Consider the following 21,571-nt stretch of genomic DNA (forward strand, 5'->3'; position numbering starts at 1 on the left):
AGAAAGGCAAACACCGTGCCTATCCTATGTAAGCATAAGTTATACCATCTCCCCCTCGGTCTGCATGCTCGTCCTCAAAGCGACTTACATGGTTATATTTACGTAAGTAATCCCGAATAAATTTACGCAATATTCCATCTCCCTTTCCGTGCACGATTTTTAAGGATGGGTATCCAATCATTACCGCTCTATCCAAGACCAGTTCTATCTTATGAAGCGCATCTTCAGTACGCATACCACGTACATCCACTTCCGGATGAAAATCTGCGGCTGATGTCGCAGATACACCAGAAATCCGCTTAATAGCCTTTGATTTCTCCTTGCTCCTCAACTTAGTTACTCTATTCATTTTAACTACCGTACGTAGTTCACCTAAGGCAACAATCAAACTATTGTTTTTTGTTATCTCAATAATTTCGCCTTCCGATCCTGAATCATCGATACGTATCCAATCCCCTACCTCAAATCCTTCCGGTTCTTTCTTCACCACTGCTTTGGCCACCTTAGGCTTTGCCGTTGCAGTGCTATGCTGATCCAAAGACGCATTGAGTTTAGAACGGATTTCCTTGGTCTTTTCCTTGTCGGCCTTCACGGAACGAATCTCCGAAATCGTATTCTCGACCAATCGGTTCGCATCCTTTAAAATAACTTTAGCCTCTTCCTTCGCCTTTTTCAGGATTTCTTTTTTATTCTCTTCGATATGTGCCTGTAGCGACTCATATCTAGCTTTCAACTCGACCAGTTCCTTCTCCCGTTTAGTTACCGCCACCTTCGTGTCCAGTACCTCTTTCTTGTCACGTTCCAGATCCACCAAAAGTGTATCTACTTTCTTCTGCTGAACACCTATTTTGTTTTTAGCCGACTCCAGAATTTCTTTCGACAGCCCTATTTTCTGTGCGATCTCAAAAGCATAAGAGCTGCCCGGCTTTCCTACTTGTAGAATATACAACGGCTTCATCTGCATATTGTCAAATAGCATCGATGCATTTTCCAGTCCCGCAGTATGACTCGCAAACAACTTCAAGTTAGAATAATGCGTTGTGACCACCCCTCGCACTTGTTTCTTATTCAACTGCTCCAATACTGCTTCCGCTATTGGACCTCCAAATTGAGGATCCGTTCCCGTTCCAAACTCATCGATCAAAATCAACGTACGCGCATTTGCAAACGTTGAGAAATGCTTCATTTTTGATAAATGGGCACTGTATGTACTCAGATCACTTTCAATAGACTGATCATCTCCAATATCCGCAAATATCTGCTTAAATATCCCTACCGAGGAGGTATCATCTGCAGGAATCAATAAGCCGGACTGGAGCATAAGCTGCAACAGCCCCACCGTCTTCATACATACCGACTTACCACCGGCATTGGGTCCCGAAACCAGGATGATACGATCTGTATCGTCTATCTTGATATTCAAAGGTACCACCGTATGTGTTTTATCGCGCATCGAGTTCAACAATAGCAACGGATGTTTGGCCTGCACCAAATTAATCCCAGCCTCTTTTGTTAGAATAGGCATATTCGCCTGTATGTCGATCGCAAAAAGCGCTTTGGCTCGTACAAAATCCAGCTTAGTCAATAGGCTGTGATAAGACAGTAACAAAGGAACATGAGGCCTCAACTCGGTTGTCAGGTCCGTAAGGATCCGAATCACCTCTCTCCGACGTTCGAACTCCAGATCTCTAACCTTATTATTTAGGTGAAATACCTCTTCAGGCTCAATATAAGCTGTCTGACCGGTAGCGGACTCATCATGGATCAATCCTTTCACCTTTCTTTTATTCTCAGCAAGAATAGGAATACACATCCTACCATCGCGAATAGTCAGATTACCATCAGCAGTCCAACCCTGCGCCTGTGCTTGTTTGAATACGCTATCCAGACGTTTGCGCGCTTCTTGTTCACTTTTTGATATTTGCTGTGTCAGATCCAGTAATAAACGGGAAGCATTGTCCTTCAATTTACCTCTATCGTCCAAAACCTGCTCGATCGAGCGTACAATAGCCTTTTCTATCGGAAGATGCTCGAATAGTAACTCCAGGTGCGCATACTGCCCTTCACGTTCGTTAAAGTATCTGATAATAGCATACACCGTTCTTAAAGACAATAAGACCCGATAGAACTCCTCTTCACTTAGAAAAGCTCCTTCGATCTTAGCTTTTTCGGCCAAGGGCTTTATAGCATACATATGATCCACCGGTAGCGGTGCATCATGGATCAATAAATTCTTAAACTCGTTGGTTTGTTTTAAAAAACGATCAATTTGATCCGGCTTTATCTGAGGCTGTATTTTATCGACCATCTGTCGGCCAGCCTCACTTAAACATTTCTCTTTAACTAGTTCACGGATTTCCGTAAAACCTAGCTTTTCTATCGCATTCTGAGGGTAAATCATTAATTAGTAGGTTTTCGCAGCACCTTCTTCGTTGGTATTGTATCTCGTTTTTCTACTGTTGCAATCGTATCCGCCTTCACTTCTTGCTCTTCTTTGGGTTCTACAGGTGCCGGTGGCGTGATCACAGGCACTTGGATACCATAAGCGTTAAGCTGAAGCTCGGCTTTCGTCAGAAAATCAGTCCCTGAAAGCACATACGTGTACGCCGTGGTATCCCGATGTACGTTACTGATCATCTCTTTCATCATGGCAGTATACCGTTGCAGGCGCACGACTCGCTGCATACTATCCTGTACAGCAACATTACGGATCGAGTCTTCACGTTGATACACTTTATCCTTTTCCGAAAGGGCAGTATTGATATTCGTATATATCTTTTCTGTCAATAATGGGCTTCCGAGGTAATAGTCAAGATTTTGGATGAATGATACGGAATCCAACTTAAACTTCTCAAAAGCATGATTATACAATACGGGCATCACCTTACGGCCACTATCTATCGGTAAGGTGTTCAGATAAGCATCGATAAGCGACACTTCCGTCATAAGCTCTGTCATTTCTTTTTCAGACAGAATACCTTTTGGCTTTTGTTTGCTACAAGAGCTAAACAAAAAAAACAATAGAATAATGGTAAAATATAAGCGCTGCATTATTTAAATTTGTACAAATTTACAAAATGCCTTTGTAATAGGTACCTTTGTAGATCATATCTCCAAAAATAATTTTCGAATACATGGACATTACTGCAAATATTCAGGAAGTACAACAAGAATTAAATCCTATAGGGGTCACATTAGTAGCTATTTCTAAGACCAAACCTGTAGAAGACATACAAGAAGCTTACGACGCAGGCCAACGGATATTTGGCGAGAATATGGTGCAGGAGCTTGTAGAGAAGCAGGAAAAACTCCCACAGGATATCCAATGGCACCTTGTGGGGCATCTACAAACGAACAAAGTAAAATACATTGCGCCCTTTATTACGTTGATTCAATCGGTAGACTCTTTAAAGCTTCTGATCGAAATTAACAAACAGGCGAACAAGCATAATCGAGTGATTGACTGCCTGCTGCAGGTAGATATTGCACAGGAGGATACCAAATTTGGACTTGATCACCCCGAAGTTATCGAGCTTCTGGAAAGTGAGGAGTTTAAGGCGATGAAAAATGTGCGTATCCGTGGCCTGATGGGAATCGCAACCAATACAGAGAAAGAAAAAGAAATAAAAGAGGAGTTTTATGAACTCAAAATGCTATTTGATGGCATTAAGGTCAGCTACTACCGTAAAGACGATAGTTTTGACATCCTGTCAATGGGGATGTCCTCCGACTACAAATTAGCAATAGAACAGGGCGGTAATATGGTACGTCTAGGTAGCACTATTTTTGGCAAGAGAATCATAAAACACTTTAAAGCAAAATAGATGGCAATCACAATACGTACAGCTCGGAAAGAAGATTGTGCGGCAATGATGACGCTTATTCATGAACTTGCTGTATTTGAGAAAGCGCCAGATGCTGTAACAGTCAGCATGGAGGAATTTGAAGAATCCGGATTTGGTAAGAACCCTGTTTGGTGGGCCTTTGTCGCTGTAGATGACCAACAGATCGTAGGTATGTCCCTTTATTATATTCGATATTCTACGTGGAAAGGCAGACGACTTTATCTAGAAGACCTGATCATCAACGAACCCTACCGTGGTAAAGGAATAGGTAAGATGCTTTTAGACCGTACTATTGCCCATGCCAAAGAAGAGGGATATTCAGGGATGATGTGGCAAGTCTTGGACTGGAACACGCCCGCCATCAAATTCTATGAATCATATAGTGCAACACTCGATGGAGAGTGGATTAACGTAAGTCTAAATTTTGACAAGTAAATGCGAATTGGAATACTTTTAACAGTTCTTACTTTTACCCTATCCTGCGCCAATGAGCATAGCAGGAGTACACAGCGTGCCGCACATTCAGAGACCACGCTACAGGACACACTTGACTATACGTACCATACAAAAAAAGAAATCAGTTCCTATTTCCTCGGTGATTCCACCCATACAGACACCGCTTATTACAAGATAACACATCCTGTTTTTGAAAATACGGCGATGAATGATGTTATCAATGCATCCATATTTGTCGAGCGGGAAAACAATGCCGAAGAAGCGGCCCGTTCCTTCTTGGATGCATATAATGAATTTGTTGAAGAAAATAGCACCACTTATGTCAATGCCGTTTGGTACAAAGACTCCGAAACCAGGATCGTCCTTAACACGCCTCTGTTTCTCACGTTGAAAACTTCAATAGATCAATATACCGGCGGGGCACATGGCAATCACCTTACTTTTTTTGCGGTCTTCGATTTGGACCTCTTCAAAAAGATGGAGCTGACCGACCTCATTGTCACCGGAAAACTAAAAGAGCTGACCAAACTGGCAGAGAAGCATTTTCGAAGACAGGAAAACCTGTCGGATACCAGTAATCTTTCTAAAGATTTTTTCTTTGAAGATGGAATATTCGCATTAAATGATAACTTTGGCCTCACAAAAGATAAGTTGATTATTTATTACAACGAGTACGAGATAAGGCCTTATGCTGACGGGATTACAACAATTGAAATCCCTTACGAAGAAGTGCAGGAAATACTGAACGCACGAGCCAAAAGGTATATTAAAAGTATTCAATAATACATAGCTTCAACTCACCGGAACTCTTATATAACACATTAATGCAGGTTTTTAAATTTGGTGGCGCCTCTGTAAAAAGTGCCGATAACATTAAAAATGTAACTTCTATATTATCGAAATACAAGTCCTCCGAGCTACTTGTCGTTGTGTCTGCGATCAATAAGACGACAAATAAATTGGAAGAGCTTACCAAAGCCTATTGTACAGGAGAGAAAGACCCTTTTGAACTGTTGGCAGAAGTAAAATCAGATCATTTTACTATCCTACAGGATTTATTTAATGACCCTAACCATCCTGCGTTTGATGATATCAACAATTGTTTTGTCGAGATAGAATGGATTCTGGAAGAAGAGCCACAAGACTCCTATGATTATCTTTTTGATCAGATTGTATCTATAGGAGAATTAGTCTCTTCAAAAATATTGGCGGCTTACTGTACCCATATCGGCATTCCTACGCAATGGATAGATGCCCGGAACTATATTCAGACAGACAATACCCACCGTGAAGCTCAAGTAAACTGGGAACTTACCGAAGAAAAAATAAGAAGAGACCTACCAAGTATATTAGACAATCAGGTCATCGTAACACAGGGCTTTATAGGATCTACCTCAGAAAACTTTACAACCACATTGGGTAGAGAGGGCTCAGACTATTCTGCGGCTATCTTTGCGTCCTGCCTTAATGCCGAAGACATCACTATATGGAAAGATGTACCCGGTGTATTGAATGCAGATCCCAAATGGTTCGAAAAAACAGAACTCATCCCCGAGCTATCCTATACAGATGCAATCGAGCTGACCTATTATGGGGCTACGGTAATCCATCCCAAGACTATCAAACCACTGCAGAATAAGAAGATAACACTCAGTGTACGCTCTTTTTTAGACCCGGAGAGCCCAGGTACAAAAATCAGAACGACCAATCAGACACTGCCTGTTCCCTCTTTTATCTTTAAGGTCAATCAGGTTTTTATCAGCATACTTCCGCGAGACTTTTCCTTCATCGTAGAGGATAATCTCAGTCATATCTTCAATCTTTTTCACCAGCACCGTATCAAGGTAAACATGATGCACAATAGCGCCATTAGCTTTTCGGTAGCTATTGATGACACCGGAAAAAATATAGATACACTATTGGTCGAACTGGAGAAAAGATATAAAGTATCAGTAGCACGGGGACTCGAATTAATCACCATTCGCTACTACAATCAACAAACTATTGATCGGGTATTAGTAAATAAAGAAATAATTCGCGAACTTAAGGACAGTTATACCTGTCAAATGTTAGTGAAGAATATTGATGAATAATCATATACTGGATAAAGAAGTACAAGCCTACATTAAAGCGAACCGGGAGCAGTCTCCCAGTAGTATCGCTTTAAAGAAAAGCCCATTCAGCAGCGTGAGTTCTCCCGAAATCGCTGCTCAGATTGATGGCTGGCAACGTGCCGTGAAAAAGCTCCCAACATGGGCTTTCTCCTCCGAAATCTATTATCCGGACAAGATCAATCTCGAACAATGTTCCTCTGAACACACTGCACTGATCAAACAGACCCTGATCAAAAAAGGCAGTAAAGTCGTCGATGTGACCGGGGGCTTTGGTGTAGACAGTTGCTACATGGCTCAAGAGGCCGATATCGTAGTGCACTGTGAACTCAATGAAAAACTTTCAGAGATCGTCAAACATAATGCTGTGGTACTAGGCGTGCCTAATCTCGTATGTATTGCAACCAATGGGGTTGATTTTGTCCAGGCACAGGAAGATCAATCTTTAGATTATATCCTGATCGATCCATCAAGACGGATCAATCACGCAAAGGTATTCTTGTTAGAAGACTGCGAACCTAATATCATCGCGGCACAGGATATGTTCTTTCGCAAATCCCGCTATGTGATCTGCAAGCTATCTCCTCTACTAGACATCAGCACAGCCCTCCAAAAGCTCAAACATGTCAAGTTGGTGTATGTCATCAGTGTAGACAATGACTGCAAAGAGTTGCTTTTTATTCAAGACTCCACCTACACAGGCGAAGCAAAGATCGTGGCCATACGCTTATTTACAGATCAGATACAGACCCTGACTTTTACTCTAGAGGAAGAAAAGCAGGCCTTAATACGTACATCACAACCACTCACCTATCTTTATGACCCTGATGTCAGTGTAACCAAAGCCGGCGCCTTCAAAACAGTTGCCAAGCAGTTCAACTTATTTAAAATACACACCCATTCGCACCTCTACACTTCTGACAGTCTAGAATTGGACTTTCCCGGTAGGGCATTCTTAGTGAAGGAGGTCTTTGAGTTGTCTACTTTCAAAAGAAGAACCTCGCTGGACAAAGCCAATGTTGCCACCAAAAACTTCCCGATGAAGGTAGAAGAAATCAAGAAAAAGTTCAAAATCAAAGATGGAGGAAACGAGTATTTATTCTTCACTACCGACTATCTAGGTAATCCTATTGTCATACATGGAAACAAAGTCTAAGAAAAGACAAAGCCATTACAATTCCTGTTTTTCATTTCTTGTATCTTTATTCTATGGAAAAAATAAAGATTTCAGCACTAGAATTGGCTACCATTTGCAAGAATAGCAATGCTTCAGAGGCGATACAGCGCGCTGTAACCGGTGCTCAACATATAGAAAATTTAGGCTTTCACCGTATCTGGCTTGCCGAACACCATAATATGCCCCATATCGCCAGTTCAGCCACCGCTGTGCTCATTGGACATATCGCGGGCAAAACCTCCAGTATACGTGTAGGTTCCGGAGGTATCATGCTACCTAACCACACCCCACTAGTCGTTGCTGAGCAATTTGGCACCTTAGAAAGCATATACCCAGGCCGGATAGATATGGGATTGGGTAGAGCGCCCGGTACCGATCAGCTTACTGCTATGGCTTTACGGCGCAATAACCTCAATACATCTTTCTATTTTAAGGATGACATTCTTGAATTACAGCGCTACCTCGATGAGAACAATATAGATGCTAAAGTAAGGGCCTTTCCTGGCGAAGGGCTCGAGATACCAATCTATATATTAGGTTCCAGTACAGACAGCGCCTATTTAGCTGCCGAATTGGGATTACCCTATGCCTTCGCAGCACATTTTGCACCTGCGATGTTAGAACAGGCATCTGAAATATATTACAGTAATTTCAAACCTTCACCTACGCTTGCATCTCCTTATTTCATCATATGTGTCAACATTGTCGCGGCAAAGAGCGTAGAAGAAGCACAGTTCTTATCAACAAGCCTTTTTAACATGTTTGCAGGCATATTGACCAATCTTCGCAAACCATTGTCCCCACCAACGGAAAAACCCGTCTATCACGGTATTCCGGAGATTGAAGAAGCCGTAAACCGGATGGTAAGCTGTACATTTATAGGAACAGAATCATTGATTCAGACCGAGGTTCTGGCTTTTGCAAAAAAACACAAAGCACATGAAATAATGACAACAAATTATATCTTTGATGAAGCAAAGCGATTAGAATCTTTTGATATCATCGCGAGCGCGTTATTATAGATATCAATGAAAAAATACGGCTATCTCTTTTTACTGGCGACAACGGTTATTGCCTGTCAGAATAAATCAAATAACAAACAGCTGCAGGCGGAAACGCTTCCGAAGCAGGATACAGTTGTAGAGCAAACTCCATCCGACTCGCTCTCCGCTCCTAGCAAAGAGATTGTGTACAACGCAGATGTCGATTCGATTATAGATGGCCGTATTTTATTGCCCTCAACCTATAGAGTATGGGAGAATAACGATGTTTCTAAAATCATCAATAGAAACTGGTTAGAGCTTCATCACAAGAACGGCTCATACTACGTACAATCTGCTTCCTACCATATTGAAAACGAAGATGAGGAGCCCTGTTCCGGTCTGCCGACAGAGACCATAGTACCCAAAGAAGACGTACTGGTCTTCTTCAATATCCCTACGATACAGAAAGGAGCTGTCGACAGTGTTGCCTTTTCAAAACCTATTATTGAGCCTGGTAAACCATTTGAATTTACCTTCCAGAACCAAAGCTATAAATTACAGGCTACAGGTATCCTATTCCACAAGGATCAGGAACGGAATAATCCCAATACCAGATATACGTTAAAACTCTACAAAAACGGAAAGTACATCCGTACGATCATCGATCAGACAGCATACAATGATACTTCTACCGAGCTCGAGTTTATAGGCGACCTAGATAAAGATGGTTTGCCGGACTTTATCTTTTCCAGCCCTCGGGACTACGAAGAACAACGTAAAGTCATCATATTATCCGGCAGTGCCTATGCCTATGATGGCAATGTACAATTTGACTGTTAAGCGATACGGTTACGATACATTCAATAGACTGTGTTGACTTGCCGTAAATATATTTCTAAACACGGTATTGATCTCCTGACCATTTTGTGCAGCATTGATTCCCAGTAAAGGAAATAGAGTCACCACGTCCGCGAGGATATGCTTTACGATTCCACGGGCGGTAGATGTAATATCGGCCGTCAACATCGTATCCAATGGAGAGTCCTGAAGTGCTAGTGTCCACAGCTGTTCAGTAAGCTCCTCTACCTTGGTCCTATCGGATTCCAACTGAAGTTGCAATGCGTCCACTTTCTTAAAATAGTTCTTACCGTATTTAACCTGCCAGTTCTCATCTGTCGACTTCTCAAAGAAGAACTTCTCCACCAACGTCAAATACCTTCTATACATCCCCATATAGTTGACCAACAAAGTCAATTCCGCAAAAGGGATAAAAGGGATGCGATATAATGTACTATCCTCAATACGGTGCTCCGGTTTGATCTGAAAAGCGTGATCTGCAGCGATAACGGTATTTTCCAAAGAGAAGCTATGGCTCGCTGTACTCGACAGCCCAAAAGAGTCCCAGTCATAGTGAACGAGTACCTTATCCCGTGGCACGAAGAATGAAAAGAACACCGGATTACCTTCCTCATCCAACCGAGGTACATCACCATCGAAGATAAAGCTGTTCAACGTAAAATGTGACAAGTGCGGAGCGCCCGTCGCAAAACGCCAAAAACCAGTTAACACATAGTTTTCTCCATCCCACACCGCTTTCCCCGTTGCCCGTCCCGAACCGCCAAAACAAACCTTTTTATCCGAAAAAACCTCCTTAGCCAAACCAGGCTCCAAATAGCCGGCAAACATATTGGCGCCTGCACACAAGGTGACGGTCCAGCCTAGCCCCCCATCCCAATAGGCGAGTTCTTCCAACAGTGTCAACCCATCTTTTAAATCAAGTTCCTTGCCCCCAAAGACTTTGGGTACCCAGATATTGAACCAGTTATTATCATATATCAATGTCAATTGTGGTTCTACAAGTGTCTTAGCCCTTATAGATGCCTCTTGACTATCCTTTATCAGCTGTATAGCTTCATCACTTATCATCGTTCTTGTTTTGAGGTAACCATCAGCTTTCGCCAATTAAAATAGCCGAATATAGCGACTACGAATAAAAATGTAGTCAGCGCGGCAAACAAATAAAGTTCCTTATGTATCAATAGCGGAATAGCAAACAGATTACTGATATTCAGCAAAATCCAATTCTCCAGTTTACGCTTGGCTAGCAGCCACATACCTGCCCATGCCGTAGCCGAGACCCAGGCATCCCAAGCCGGCACATCCGAATCCGTCACATGCTCTAGAATGAGATACAGAAGGCCAAATCCCAGGATACTGATCGAGGCTACTACACGCCAATCTTTGGCACTACAGGTGCTGATAGGCTGCTGTCTTGCTGCTATATTGTGTGTCCAATACCACCAGCCATAGATACTCATTATCAGGTAATACATGTTCAATGCAATCTCCGCATAGAGCTTTGCACCAAACAACACGTACATCCCAGACACTATACCCATAATGCCGAAGAAATAGTTAGATACCTTATTATTTTTGGAAAGCAGTACCTGTATAATACCGCACAGTACTGAAAAACGCTCTAACCAGGAAGTCTGTAGAAATGCGTTACTTATATTTTCGATAATAGTCTCCATAAACCATGTATTCAAAGACACAATATATGGAGATGCTATTTCGAAAAATTATTCCCTACGCCAGCATTACCTGGATCAGGTTCCTCCTACCGAAGTAGAATTGGGTATAATCTCAGCTTCTGTTCTGTGTCATCAGATGATACAGAACCGCACCCCATAAAATGTCTATTTATTCTTATTAATCCAATTGCAACACCCGATGTGTATGCGTACGCATCTCTGCACAAAGCTCCGGATTATCGTTCAATGACTGTCCCCAAGAAGGTATCATCTCACGAAGCTTTTTCCGGTACTCATCTGATTTCGCACGTTCCGGGAAGCAACGTTTCAATAACTGAATCATAATTGCGACCGAAGTAGACGCCCCCGGAGAAGCTCCCAACAATGCCGCAATAGAACCATCAGCACTGGATACCACCTCTGTTCCAAATTCCAATACACCACCATGCTTAGGATCTTTTTTAATAACCTGCACACGCTGCCCTGCCTTTTCTATCGCCCAGTCTTCCAGTCGTGCCGTAGGCATGAACTGCTTCAGGGCATCCAATTTGTCCTTCGGTTTTTTCATCACCTCCGTAATCAAATATTTTGTCAATGGAAGGTTATCCAATCCTGCGGACAACATTGGTTTTATATTCGATAGCTTTATCGAAGCTGGCAAATCAAAATAGGAACCCTGCTTTAAGAACTTTGTCGAGAAACCAGCATAAGGTCCAAAAAGTAATGCTTGCTTACCGTCAATATAACGGGTATCCAAATGCGGAACAGACATCGGAGGCGCACCTACAGATGCTTTTCCGTATACTTTCGCACGGTGTTGTGCAATAATCTCCGGATTTGTACAGCGCAACCACTGTCCTCCTACCGGGAAGCCCCCATACCCTTTAGCCTCAGGGATACCTGATTTTTCCAACAGCAATAAAGAGTGCCCACCAGCACCAATAAACACAAACTGTGCTTTAATCTCTCTCTTCTCGCCTGTTTTAAGATCTTTTACTTCAACTTCCCAACGGCCATCATCCTCACGTTCAATATCTTTTACCTCTTGGTGCAAAGACAATTTGATATTACCTTTAGTACCCAAGTAGTTGATCAAATCCTTTGTCAGCGCGCCAAAATTAACATCGGTACCGATATCCATCCGGGTTGCAGCCATAGGTTCGTTCACAGCTCTATCCTTCATCATCAACGGAATCCACTCCTGTAATAAGGACTTATCCTCCGTGTATTTCATCCCTTTGAATAACGTTTCTTTTTCCATTGTTTCGAAACGCGTCTTCAAAAAGCGAACATCCTTCTCCCCAAACACCGCACTCATATGAGGTACCTGGCGGATAAAATGAGTCGGGTCTTTTATAACACCCTTTTCTACCAAATAAGCCCAAAACTGCTTAGATATCTCAAATTGTTCTGCAATTTTAATGGCTTTATCTACTTTCACTGAGCCATCTTCCTGCTCAGGGGTATAATTCAATTCACATAAGGCCGAGTGACCTGTCCCTGCATTATTCCATGCATCCGAACTCTCTGCTGCAACAACATCCAAACGTTCAATAATCTCAATATTGATATCTGGATTCAACTCATTGATCAAAGCTCCTAGTGTAGCACTCATGATACCACCACCTATCAGAACGACGTCAACTTCGGTATTTTGTTTTTTCTTGCCCATGACTTCTTTAAATTGTTGCAAAATTAACATTCGTTTTTGGTTATTACGAATCATTTTGTCAAAATTCTCTCATTTCCACTACATTTTATTCGAACAAAGCGCTTCGTTTTTGCAAACTAAAAATTAGAATAACGACTCACACCTGTTTTAATAGCACAATGGATTCAGAATCGGGTTTGGAATAGAATCAGAACCTTGAAAATTAGGAAAGATACCCTTTCATGGGCAGACAGCTGGGTGATTTATCTGGCGTATACTGGGGTAGAGAATTAAGAAATCAGGTGCGGTGTAAAATGAAAATGAGAAGAAACGTACAAATGTACCTCTCTTCTCCTTTCCTTAACCTATTTAAAATCCATTTTAAGGATCCTACCTTCCCTTTTAGACCTAAGGTAAAATCATCACTGCTGAAGATACGCCTAGTATTGATCGATAAAATATTTCAATAAATCCGTTGTAGTAACAATCCCTACCAATTCTTCGTCTTTAACAACTGGTATAGAATGGAAAGTAACCCTGGATAGCGTCTCCGTTACTTCTTTAATCGTGGCATCAGGACCTACTATAACCGGTGATTTAGCCATCAATTGAGGAATAGTGTACATATCATACACCACCGCTTCAATATCATTCTCTTCTGTTACATCGGCGTAGCTGATTTTTAGCAGATCAGAGTAACTCACAACACCGACCAATTTCTTATCTTCAACAATAGGAAGATGACGGATATTGTGCTTCTTAAATAGTTTTTCTGCATCATACAAACTGTCTTTTGGAGTTAAGGTAACCAACTCCCTGGTCATAATCTCTGATACTGGAACTCGCTGTTTCATACTATTTTATTTTAATGATTCCCTTTATTACTATACTCAAATATCAGCATCTTAATACACATAAAACAGGACGCACATCACTTAAAAAAGTGATTTACAAACAGATATATATCATATTTTATTCGCAACTTGAAATCTGACCCTATTTTTCTCTATTAGGCTACGTTTTCACTCTCTTCCCCCCTCCTAAATCAGTCATAACAACGCTTTTTAGATTTTAATGGATTTTATAAAAGCCTTCCCGTTTTAATTTAATCAGCACTTTACAGCTCTTATTAAAATCGTTTTTTAATAAACTTAACGTTATGTCAAAATTTACCTATTTTTGCGAACTACAGATTAAATTATCATTTTGTCTCAAAGAAATAAGTTAGAATTAATATACATATGAAATATCCATGTGGTACAGACTGCACAAACACGAATGAATATAGTTTGGATATTCCATATGACAGATAAAAAACAAACCGAGTGAAACGAGCTCATTTAAACAAATGAAAATAGACACTGATAAATAATTATTTACATATGAAACTACTCGAAGGAAAAACAGCCTTAGTTACCGGAGCATCAAAAGGGATAGGCCGCAAGATCGCGGAGGTATTTGCACAACATGGTGCCAACGTAGCTTTTACCTACCTATCCTCTGTTGAGAAGGGTCAGGCCCTAGAAACGGAGTTACAGGCTTTTGGCACAAAGGTAAAAGGATACCGTTCGGATGCTTCCAAGTTTGATGAAGCCGAACAACTTATCAATGATATCGTTACCGAGTTTGGTACATTAGACATTGTGGTAAACAATGCTGGAATCACAAAAGACGGTCTTTTAATGCGTATGACAGAAGAAAACTGGGATGATGTGATCAATATCAACCTCAAATCCATCTTCAACGTTACTAAAGCAGCTTCTAAAGTAATGATGAAAAATAGAAAAGGTTCCTTCATCAATATGTCTTCCGTAGTCGGTGTACAAGGCAACGCAGGACAGGCAAACTATGCTGCTTCTAAAGCTGGTATCATTGGTTTCACCAAGTCTGTAGCGAAGGAATTGGGCTCTAGAAATATCAGAGCAAACGTCATCGCTCCAGGATTTATCCGCACAGAGATGACAGACGTATTGGATCCAAAAGTAGTTGCAGGATGGGAAGCAGGTATCCCGCTGAAACGCGGTGGTGAACCTGAAGATGTGGCTAATGCCTGTCTTTTCTTAGCATCAGACCTTTCTGCTTATGTTACAGGACAGGTACTTCCTGTAGACGGCGGTATGTTATAATCACTATTGGTTCTTTTGGTCTTCAGATCAAAAGAACCAATACTAAATACTCACTTTATACACCACCAGAAAGTGAGCACGCCACAGCAACCGACACACACTTTTTTTTACTTTATTACTTCCCTTTTTCTAGTTTTTTCGATTAAGTTTGCAATCAATATGCATAGGGATCAGGTTTTCAATATACAGACAGAGCAGGACTTTAACACAACAGCCCTCGAGATTTTCAACTTTCAGGCACAGCATATACCTGTATACCGCGAGTATATACAAGCCTTGGGTATTCTCCCCGAGACAATAGTTGACTATAGACAGATTCCTTTCCTACCGATTCAATTCTTCAAGACACACCCTGTTCTTGCAGAAAACCACTCCCCTAGAATTACCTTTAGCAGCTCTGGCACCACCGGCATGATCACAAGCAAGCACCCTGTACCAGATCTCGCCTGGTACACCGATAGCTTCAGAAAAGCCTTTGACTTATTCTATGGTGATGTCCGACAAATTGCCATACTCGCTTTATTACCGGCCTACTTAGAGCGCGAAGGCTCTTCGCTCATCTATATGGTAGATGATCTTATAAAATCTTCCCAACAAGCGGAAAGTGGCTATTTTCTCTATAACCATGAGGACCTTTACAAGCGATTACAGGCCCTACAACAAAAAGGCACAAAAACAATACTGATTGGAGTAACCTATGCCCTATTGGATTTTGTAGAAAACTATAGTGTGGATTTTCCAGAGTTGATCGTTATGGAAACTGGTGGTATGAAAGGAAAACGCAAGGAAATGGTACGTGAGGAACTACACCAACAGCTAAAAAAAGGCTTTGGCATTCCGCAGATCCACTCCGAATATGGGATGACCGAATTACTATCTCAAGGCTATTCCTACGGAGACGGTATATTCCAAACCCCTCCTTGGATGAAAATTCTCATCCGCGACACCAACGATCCTCTAACATTACTGACCGATAGAAAAACAGGAGCCATCAATGTAATAGATCTTGCAAACTATTACTCCTGCTCCTTTATCGCGACACAAGATTTAGGCAAAATACATCCCGATCAGTCTTTTGAAATTCTAGGCCGGTTTGACAATGCCGATATACGTGGCTGTAATCTTCTCGTCCAATAGATTACTGGAGACTACGGTCATCAAATGTATTGCCTGCATTTAGATCCCCCGTATCATACCCTTTCTTAAACCAGGCCGTCCGCTGTTGCGAAGTACCATGCGTAAAAGATTCAGGATTACTATGCCCCTGAGCCTGTTCCTGTATATGATCATCCCCCACAGCGGCGGCAGCCTGCATACCATCTACAATATCATCATAACTCAGTTCGATATCCGAATTTTTACTTGCATAATGCGCCCATACTCCAGCATAAAAATCAGCCTGTAATTCAGTCATAACCGAAATCTTGTTATACTGCCGTTCACTCATCTTTGCCCGCATTGCATTTGTTTTATTCAATACCCCGAGGATATTCTGTATATGATGCCCTACTTCATGTGCTATTACATATGCCAATGCAAACTCCCCTTTAGCACCAAAGCGCTGTTTCAGCTCATCGTTGAAAGTCAGATCCATATAGATCGTCTGGTCCGCTGGACAATAAAACGGTCCATACGCCGATTGCCCCATTCCACATCCGTCTGTAGGCGTGTTTCGGTCATAGACTACAAGCTTCGTGGGTGGATAATCCGCATTCGCCTGTTCACGAAACAATTTTCCCCATACATCTTCCGTACTTTGTAATACCACCCGTGAAAATGCCGTTAACTTTTGTTCCTCAGCACTCAGCTCCCTTACTTCACCTGTTGTCACCTCCTGATTCGCTCCCATCTGTTGTAGCAACTGTGCCGGATCGCCTCCCATAAAAAGCCCGATCAGTAAGACAATAACGCCACCAATCCCTCCTATAGCCACTTTTCCACCAGAAGACATACCTCTTCTATCCTCAAAATTATCACTTTGTCGACCGCCTTGCCATTTCATATTTTTCTGATTTAAGTTAATTTATTGTAACCCGTAGCACAAAATCTCTGCCAAAACAAGGCCTGTTCAAAATGACAGGTCAAACGTTAACCCACTCCGTACAAATACCTGTCTAACCCAAGTGTTGCGTAAAAATTTCGTATCTTTACCGCATGAATTTAGAGAACTTATTAGCCGAAAGAAGTGGAAATCAATGCGAGCTTTGTACAAGCAGTTCAGACTTGTCCAAGTATGAAGTTCCCCCGACCTCCAATGCCAACCTGGATAACAGTATCTGGGTTTGTGAAGTATGTAAATCCCAGATAGAAAAAAGAGAACAGCTAAATCCATCGCACTGGAAAGTCTTATCGGACACCATGTGGTCAGAACATGCTCCGGTACAAGTGGTTGCTTGGCGTATGTTGAGCCGTCTACGCAACGAAGCCTGGGCTGCAGATAACCTAGAAATCCTTTATCTAGATGATGAAAACCTAGAGTGGGCAAAAAAAACAGGGGATCATGAGCAAGATGGCACAGTGGACTTTCATCAGGATTCAAACGGCGCAAGATTGTACGAAGGAGATACTGTAGTCTTGATCAAAACCTTGGATGTAAAAGGTTCTTCATTAAATGCCAAATTAGGTACGGTAGTCAAAAACATTCGTTTAGTACCTGACAATACCGAGCAGATAGAAGGAAAGATCGAAGGACAAACCATCGTCATACTGACGAAATACCTTCGTAAAGGATAATAAAAAAGGGAACCTAAAGGTTCCCTTTTTTATTATATTGTACTAAAACAACTACTGGATCGTTATTACATTTCTGTTCAGAACTAGAAAACCATCCTTCTCCAAGGACTTCAGCAGCCGCGAGATCACAACCCGAGAGGTATTCAACTCATTCGCGATTTCCAGATGTGTTTTATTGATTACATTACCTTTATTGATGGTCGCTACATTCAACAAATAAGTCTTCAGTCGACCCGACATATCTTTAAAAGCCAAATTGTCGATTGCCTCCAACATCTCATCCATTCTATTATTATAGCTATCGAACACATATTTGCGCCAAGAGGGATATTTAGCCAACCAGTCCTCCATTTTTTGCACCGGAATCATCAGTACCATCCCATCCGTCTCCCCTATTGCCCGGATATTACTTCGCTTGTCGCCTAGACAGCAGGCCATGGTCATAGCACAGGTATCCCCTCGCTCCAAGAAATACAATAACAACTCCCCTTCCCCATAGTCATCCCGCATAATCTTAATAGCCCCCTCCAACAATATGGGCATCACCGTAACAGTCTCCCCCATATCTATCAGTATATCCTGAGCCCGAAAATGCTTTAACTGTGATACCTCCGCAATTTCTCTAACAAGTTCGGGTTCAAATTGTTCAGGATAGTAGTTCTCTAAAATTTCCTCTATCTGCATATTAATATCTAGTGCGGCAATTTATCTTTTAACAGGCCGTAGATAAAGGTACCAAATAAAGCGCTGACAATCACTATAAGCATCGGTAATACTCCCGCCCCCAATAGCACAAACATAGGTCCCGGACAAGCGCCCACCAATGCCCAACCCAATCCAAAGAAAATTCCTCCCACCAGGTAACGTGTTACCGATTTTTGCTTCGGAGCGACAGTAACTTGTTCCCCGTCCACATTCTTCGCCGAACGTTTCATCCACTGCACCCCTGCAATACCCACAACCAATGCACTCCCCATAAAACCATACATATGAAAAGACTGAAAATTGAACATCTCATATATCCGGAACCATGATGCGGCCTCCGCTTTATACATCACCACACCAAAAAGAACACCTAAAACTATAAATACAAGCTGTCTCATAAACTTAAAAAATTAGGGGAAACAAGCCATGAACCATAAGCAGGCCTCCGATAAAAAAACCAATCACCGCAATCAAAGAAGGTAGCTGCAAATCACTCAATCCAGATATCGCATGCCCTGAGGTACAGCCCCCAGCATACCGTGTCCCAAAACCGATAAGCAAACCTCCGACAACCAACAATACAATATTCGTCAAGGACATCTCACCATATATCTCGGTCGGAACATAAGCTGTCCCTGCGCTCTCAAAATTCATAGACTTCAATTGAGCAATAGTCTCAACAGAAATTGCGGGAACCTGATTATCTGACAGATAATTTACCGAAACATAACCGCCTATGATCGATCCCAGGAGAAACAATAGGTTCCAGCGTTGGGCACGCCAATCAAAATCAAAGAAACCGCAGGACTTTCCTGCCCCCGCCATTGCACACATTGTCCGAAAATTGGAAGAAAACCCAAAACTCTTCCCCAAATAAATCAATGTTAGCATAATCAATGCCACCAAAGGACCTCCCACATACCAAGGCCAAGCGTTAAAAATCCATTCCATATGTAAAAAATATTTCATATTTGCACAAATATAATCAGTGTACTTAATTTACTCGGTTACTTTTGTTACATTTGCTCCGTCAAAAATCAACAATTAACACACAGTATATTAATCGTTTAATTCCAACACATTTTTATACTGCAAAAGACGTAGTCCGTGTCAGACAAATCAAATTTAACTTTAAGGAGAATAGTACTATTCAGCCTTATCCTTTCATTCGCTATACTAAGTACGATATTTATCTATCAATACTTACAGTATAAAAAAGTAGAAGGTAGACTCAATGCTGCCTACTCTTCCGGGAATCTACAATCTCCAGCATTATACAAATTATTTTCGACCTTTACGGAAGCCGACAACCTATTTAGATGGTACACCATCAGCTTTGACGAAAATGACTTCATAGGCTACCGCAATAAACTAGACACGATCAAATTGGTGGTCGACTCGCTGGCAGCGCTACCTATAGAAAGTAATCCTATAAAAAGTAGTGACGGCAACAGTATTAGCCAAGGTAGCCTGGCACTGCAATATGCTCAACTTAAAAAACAAGTTGATGATATTGTTTACTATGCACAGGACTCGCTACAGACGCTAACTGCAAGGACAAACACTATTTCCCAAAAGCCACGGATTACCCAATCGGACTCCATCATCAGCAGAATATTAAGGGATACCCTTAAGGTCGAGCAGGAGCAAGATACCGTAGTAAAGAAAAAAGAGGGGCTTTTCAATCGGATATTTAAAGCCAAGAACGATACGCTTGTCAATCACAAGACCAATGAAGTATTGAACGTCAATCAGATCGACCTGGTACAACGTAATATAGATCAACTTATTTCAACCAATGAGCGAATCTATAGAAACAACCTACGCGACCTCCGTGCCGTATTCGGAAAGCTACAAAAGGCCGAAAAAGAACTCATTACCTCCAACTATTCTTTGCTCAACAGCTTAAAAATAGGCATTGAAAACTTGAGACAAATCGAACTGGATGGGATCCGTAAAGCGGAAGAACAGGATTTTGCACTCTATAAAGAAAACTCGACCAACTTTGGTAATCAACTGATCATTGCGCTAGCTATTATGCTACTCATGATTGTTTTCCTGATCTACTATCAATATCAGGTCGCTTCATACGAGCGTAAACTTCTAGATGAAAAAGAATACGCTTCGAAGATAGCCGAAGAAAAGACAAATGTACTGGCAAATATCAGTCATGAGGTCCGTTCGCCACTTGTATCGCTACAGGGCGTGGTCAATATCTTAAAAAACAACAACGATGCGAAGACCATCGACAAAGAGATCATACAGACCATCGACAACGACATCAATGTCATCAATAGTACTGTAAATGACATCTTAAACCTGAGCAAACTCGAAGCAGGCTCTCTAGATATCAAATTTGGTTACATATCCCCTTATAAGCTGATAGAAGATAGCATAGGATTGCATCATTATCAGGCAGAAACAAAGAAACTTGAGTTAATAAACGCGAACAAAGTAGACCCTCAGCTGATGATTTGGGGAAATGCGTTCCGTTTCAAACAGGTACTTTCAAACCTGATCTCCAATGCCATCAAATACACGCAAAAGGGATCGATAACCGTTACTGCAGAAGTAAAAAAAGTCGGAGACAAACAGCGTGTCATTATTCGCGTCATCGATACCGGGATCGGTATTACGGAAAATAAAAAAGACCAGGTCTTCCGTAAGTATTATATCGCTGACAATAAAAACAAATCTGGAGGTTTTGGATTAGGCTTATATATCTCAAAAATACTGAGCGACCAGATCAAAGGTTCCATATCCTTTATCAGCGAAGCAGGCAAAGGGACCACCTTTACCTTCGAAATTCCCATAGAGAAGAGCCATATCGAAGCGATCGAGTCACAGCAACTTACGGTATCCAACTTGCCACAAGATCTCAAAATCGTCTTTATTGACGATAGCCGTATCGGACTATTCTTTGTACAGCAACTGTTCAACAACAACCAGAATGTACGTTTATTTGACAATAGCCAACAGGCTTGGGCCTACTTAGCATCAAACCCTGTAGATGTTGTAGTAACCGACCTTATCATGCCAGAATTGGATGGCTGGGGAATACTAAACCGCATTCGGTCAACCCCCGCAATAGCCCATACAAAGGTATTTGTATGTACCGCAGAAAACATGCTTCTAGAAGGAAAATCAAATCAGCAATACAGCTTTGATGGCATTATCAACAAGCCTATCAGCGAAAATAACCTAGTTGCGACTTTGTTAAAGGGATAACCGCAACTAATATAGAAAAAGG

21 protein-coding genes are annotated in these 21,571 nt (G+C 41.6%); 11 read left to right on the forward strand and 10 right to left on the reverse strand.

Annotated features, from left to right (window positions below; genetic code table 11):
* Nucleotides 1–19: 19 nt before the first annotated feature.
* Entirely contained in the window at nucleotides 20–2,401 is a 2,382-nt protein-coding gene (locus tag JKG64_RS05620) for an endonuclease MutS2 (protein WP_210353346.1), read from the reverse strand.
* Entirely contained in the window at nucleotides 2,401–3,051 is a 651-nt protein-coding gene (locus tag JKG64_RS05625; RefSeq protein WP_210353347.1) for a DUF4296 domain-containing protein, read from the reverse strand. Before JKG64_RS05625 ends, JKG64_RS05620 begins: the two co-directional genes overlap by 1 nt.
* 83 nt (nucleotides 3,052–3,134) lie before the next feature.
* Here JKG64_RS05625 and JKG64_RS05630 point away from each other — a divergent pair, with 83 nt between their 5' ends.
* From JKG64_RS05630 to JKG64_RS05660, 7 genes are read left to right on the forward strand one after another with little or no spacing between them, the layout of a single operon-like run.
* Nucleotides 3,135–3,824: a YggS family pyridoxal phosphate-dependent enzyme gene (locus JKG64_RS05630; RefSeq protein ID WP_210353348.1), complete on the forward strand. Its 690-nt coding sequence runs from the start codon at nucleotides 3,135–3,137 to the stop codon at nucleotides 3,822–3,824.
* Nucleotides 3,825–4,280: a GNAT family N-acetyltransferase gene (locus JKG64_RS05635; protein WP_210353349.1), complete on the forward strand. Its 456-nt coding sequence runs from the start codon at nucleotides 3,825–3,827 to the stop codon at nucleotides 4,278–4,280.
* Nucleotides 4,281–5,084 (forward strand): DUF3298 and DUF4163 domain-containing protein, encoded by an 804-nt coding sequence (locus tag JKG64_RS05640; protein WP_210353350.1) that lies wholly within the window; start codon nucleotides 4,281–4,283, stop codon nucleotides 5,082–5,084.
* Between the two features lie 41 nt (nucleotides 5,085–5,125).
* Entirely contained in the window at nucleotides 5,126–6,394 is a 1,269-nt protein-coding gene (locus JKG64_RS05645; protein WP_210353351.1) for an aspartate kinase, read from the forward strand.
* Entirely contained in the window at nucleotides 6,387–7,568 is a 1,182-nt protein-coding gene (locus JKG64_RS05650; RefSeq protein ID WP_210353352.1) for a THUMP-like domain-containing protein, read from the forward strand. Before JKG64_RS05645 ends, JKG64_RS05650 begins: the two co-directional genes overlap by 8 nt.
* Before the next feature lie 53 nt (nucleotides 7,569–7,621).
* A complete protein-coding gene (locus tag JKG64_RS05655; protein WP_210353353.1) occupies nucleotides 7,622–8,611 on the forward strand; it encodes an LLM class flavin-dependent oxidoreductase in 990 nt (329 codons plus the stop codon).
* Nucleotides 8,612–8,617: 6 nt separating this feature from the next.
* The gene (locus JKG64_RS05660; RefSeq protein WP_210353354.1) at nucleotides 8,618–9,412 is read left to right on the forward strand and encodes an integrin alpha; all 795 of its coding nucleotides are present in this window, start codon (nucleotides 8,618–8,620) and stop codon (nucleotides 9,410–9,412) included.
* A gap of 9 nt (nucleotides 9,413–9,421) precedes the next feature.
* Here the strand turns inward: JKG64_RS05660 and JKG64_RS05665 are convergent, their stop codons facing one another.
* The 4 genes from JKG64_RS05665 to JKG64_RS05680 all read right to left on the reverse strand — a co-directional run bounded on the left by JKG64_RS05665 (nucleotide 9,422) and on the right by JKG64_RS05680 (nucleotide 13,611).
* On the reverse strand, nucleotides 9,422–10,498 hold the full coding sequence (locus tag JKG64_RS05665) for an acyl-CoA dehydrogenase family protein (RefSeq protein ID WP_210353355.1): 1,077 nt from the start codon (nucleotides 10,496–10,498) through the stop codon (nucleotides 9,422–9,424).
* On the reverse strand, nucleotides 10,495–11,106 hold the full coding sequence (gene pnuC, locus JKG64_RS05670; RefSeq protein ID WP_210353356.1) for a nicotinamide riboside transporter PnuC: 612 nt from the start codon (nucleotides 11,104–11,106) through the stop codon (nucleotides 10,495–10,497). Before pnuC ends, JKG64_RS05665 begins: the two co-directional genes overlap by 4 nt.
* Before the next feature lie 178 nt (nucleotides 11,107–11,284).
* Entirely contained in the window at nucleotides 11,285–12,808 is a 1,524-nt protein-coding gene (locus JKG64_RS05675; protein ID WP_210353357.1) for a malate:quinone oxidoreductase, read from the reverse strand.
* A gap of 389 nt (nucleotides 12,809–13,197) precedes the next feature.
* A complete protein-coding gene (locus tag JKG64_RS05680) occupies nucleotides 13,198–13,611 on the reverse strand; it encodes a CBS domain-containing protein (RefSeq protein WP_210353358.1) in 414 nt (137 codons plus the stop codon).
* Nucleotides 13,612–14,139: 528 nt separating this feature from the next.
* Here JKG64_RS05680 and fabG point away from each other — a divergent pair.
* Complete coding sequence (fabG, locus tag JKG64_RS05685; protein WP_133583726.1) at nucleotides 14,140–14,883, forward strand: 3-oxoacyl-[acyl-carrier-protein] reductase; 744 nt, start codon at nucleotides 14,140–14,142, stop codon at nucleotides 14,881–14,883.
* A 159-nt stretch (nucleotides 14,884–15,042) separates the two neighbouring features.
* Complete coding sequence (locus tag JKG64_RS05690; RefSeq protein WP_210353359.1) at nucleotides 15,043–16,020, forward strand: long-chain-fatty-acid--protein ligase; 978 nt, start codon at nucleotides 15,043–15,045, stop codon at nucleotides 16,018–16,020.
* Nucleotide 16,021: 1 nt separating this feature from the next.
* On the opposite strand, the gene ypfJ is transcribed toward JKG64_RS05690, so the two are convergent.
* Nucleotides 16,022–16,885 carry a KPN_02809 family neutral zinc metallopeptidase gene (gene ypfJ, locus JKG64_RS05695; protein WP_210353360.1) on the reverse strand — a complete coding sequence of 288 codons (864 nt, stop codon included), beginning with the start codon at nucleotides 16,883–16,885 and terminating at the stop codon, nucleotides 16,022–16,024.
* A gap of 152 nt (nucleotides 16,886–17,037) precedes the next feature.
* Between ypfJ and JKG64_RS05700 the strand changes: the two genes are divergently transcribed.
* Nucleotides 17,038–17,616, forward strand: coding sequence for a PhnA domain-containing protein (locus JKG64_RS05700; RefSeq protein ID WP_210353361.1), 579 nt, complete (start codon nucleotides 17,038–17,040; stop codon nucleotides 17,614–17,616).
* 51 nt (nucleotides 17,617–17,667) lie between these two features.
* On the opposite strand, the gene JKG64_RS05705 is transcribed toward JKG64_RS05700, so the two are convergent.
* Genes JKG64_RS05705 through JKG64_RS05715 form a run of 3 tightly spaced genes read right to left on the reverse strand, consistent with a single transcriptional unit; the run spans nucleotide 17,668 to nucleotide 19,272 of the window.
* Complete coding sequence (locus tag JKG64_RS05705) at nucleotides 17,668–18,300, reverse strand: Crp/Fnr family transcriptional regulator (protein ID WP_210353362.1); 633 nt, start codon at nucleotides 18,298–18,300, stop codon at nucleotides 17,668–17,670.
* A gap of 8 nt (nucleotides 18,301–18,308) precedes the next feature.
* Entirely contained in the window at nucleotides 18,309–18,719 is a 411-nt protein-coding gene (locus JKG64_RS05710) for a DUF6691 family protein (protein ID WP_210353363.1), read from the reverse strand.
* A gap of 4 nt (nucleotides 18,720–18,723) precedes the next feature.
* On the reverse strand, nucleotides 18,724–19,272 hold the full coding sequence (locus JKG64_RS05715; protein WP_210353364.1) for a YeeE/YedE family protein: 549 nt from the start codon (nucleotides 19,270–19,272) through the stop codon (nucleotides 18,724–18,726).
* A gap of 156 nt (nucleotides 19,273–19,428) precedes the next feature.
* On the opposite strand from JKG64_RS05715, the gene JKG64_RS23240 reads away from it, so the two are divergent.
* On the forward strand, nucleotides 19,429–21,549 hold the full coding sequence (locus JKG64_RS23240; protein WP_210353365.1) for an ATP-binding response regulator: 2,121 nt from the start codon (nucleotides 19,429–19,431) through the stop codon (nucleotides 21,547–21,549).
* Nucleotides 21,550–21,571 lie beyond the last annotated feature (22 nt).

It is taken from the genome of Sphingobacterium tabacisoli (assembly GCF_017908035.1).
GTDB lineage: Bacteria > Bacteroidota > Bacteroidia > Sphingobacteriales > Sphingobacteriaceae > Sphingobacterium > Sphingobacterium tabacisoli.